Genomic DNA, 1054 nt, shown 5'->3' on the forward strand with positions numbered 1-1054 from the left:
CGATCTTCTCGCGGTAGAAGGCGTCGATGTCGCGGGCGGCCTGAACGACCAGGCTCTCCGCCCGGCGTTTGCCCAGCACCCGCCCGCACCGGTCGGTGATCGCCGCGACGGCCTGTGTGAACGAACCACGGACCGCTTCACGGACCGCGAGGCGCTTGATGCCGTGGCTGTGCCGGCCGCGCGGCAGCGACAGCGCCGCGTCCGCCGGGTGCACATTGCCGCGGCCCCGGCTCCGCCAGGCACAACGCGTCACGGTCACCTTGCCGAACAAGCAGGTCAGCTGCCGGGCATGCCCGATTTCACGGTGCGGGCGCACTGCGCCGTCCGCACCCACGACCGTCTGAGACGGCGGGTCGTGTTCCTCGCGCAGGGCACGCAGATCGAGGTGGTCCTGGAAGAAGCGGCGCAGGATCTCCCGGCCCTCCGTCTCGATCAGCCGTTCCACCGCGGCATGGTCCAAATCTGCGGTCTCGGGTGCCGACAGCCGTACTGCCAGCGACTTGGCAGCCTCCATCGAGCAGGCAAACGGGTCAGGGACGTCGTTGGTGTCGTAGCGTTCCATCCGGGCTCTTCTTCCAGGCAGTCGTTACTGGTTGGCACCTACGAATGTAGGAAGAAGAGCCCCTTGAACACCGGGAGTTGACTCACTGCATCGCACGATCCGCTGTCCGGCGGGCGGACGGGGTGAACAGCCCCGCACTCTCCTCGGCCAGCCAGCCCCGCTCGACCAGCCGTTTCAGCTTGCCCCGCGTCCCCTCGATCTTCGCCGTCTGGGCCGGCAGACCGATCCTCGGCACGACCTGCTTCGCCCGCACCGCCTCCGGAGCATCATCGATCACGTCCACGATGTCCCGGTAGACCGGCGGGAGATCACCACTGGTCATCCCCTCCCGCCACACGTGCACGGTCTGCACCCCCACCACCTGGCCACCGCCCACCGGCCCGGCCTGCGGCCGCGGTGTCTCATCGACCCCTACACCGTCCGCCGCGAGTTCCTCCAGCGTCTCCCGGGTCACCGTCAAACGCTCCAGACGCTCCCGCTCCGCCTCCAGCC

At 69.0% G+C, this 1054-nt stretch carries 1 protein-coding gene and 1 pseudogene; both read right to left on the reverse strand.

The genetic code is table 11. The annotated features are described in order from the left end of the window. A pseudogene (locus ACFP2V_RS38495) lies at positions 1 to 562 on the reverse strand (ISKra4 family transposase); the annotation flags it as partial. Positions 563 to 644: 82 nt separating this feature from the next. Beyond that, a partial coding sequence (locus ACFP2V_RS38500; RefSeq protein WP_381221387.1) for a hypothetical protein occupies positions 645 to 1054 on the reverse strand: 410 nt, incomplete at its 5' end.

Source organism: Streptomyces incanus (genome assembly GCF_042656345.1).
GTDB classification, from domain to species: domain Bacteria; phylum Actinomycetota; class Actinomycetes; order Streptomycetales; family Streptomycetaceae; genus Streptomyces; species Streptomyces incanus.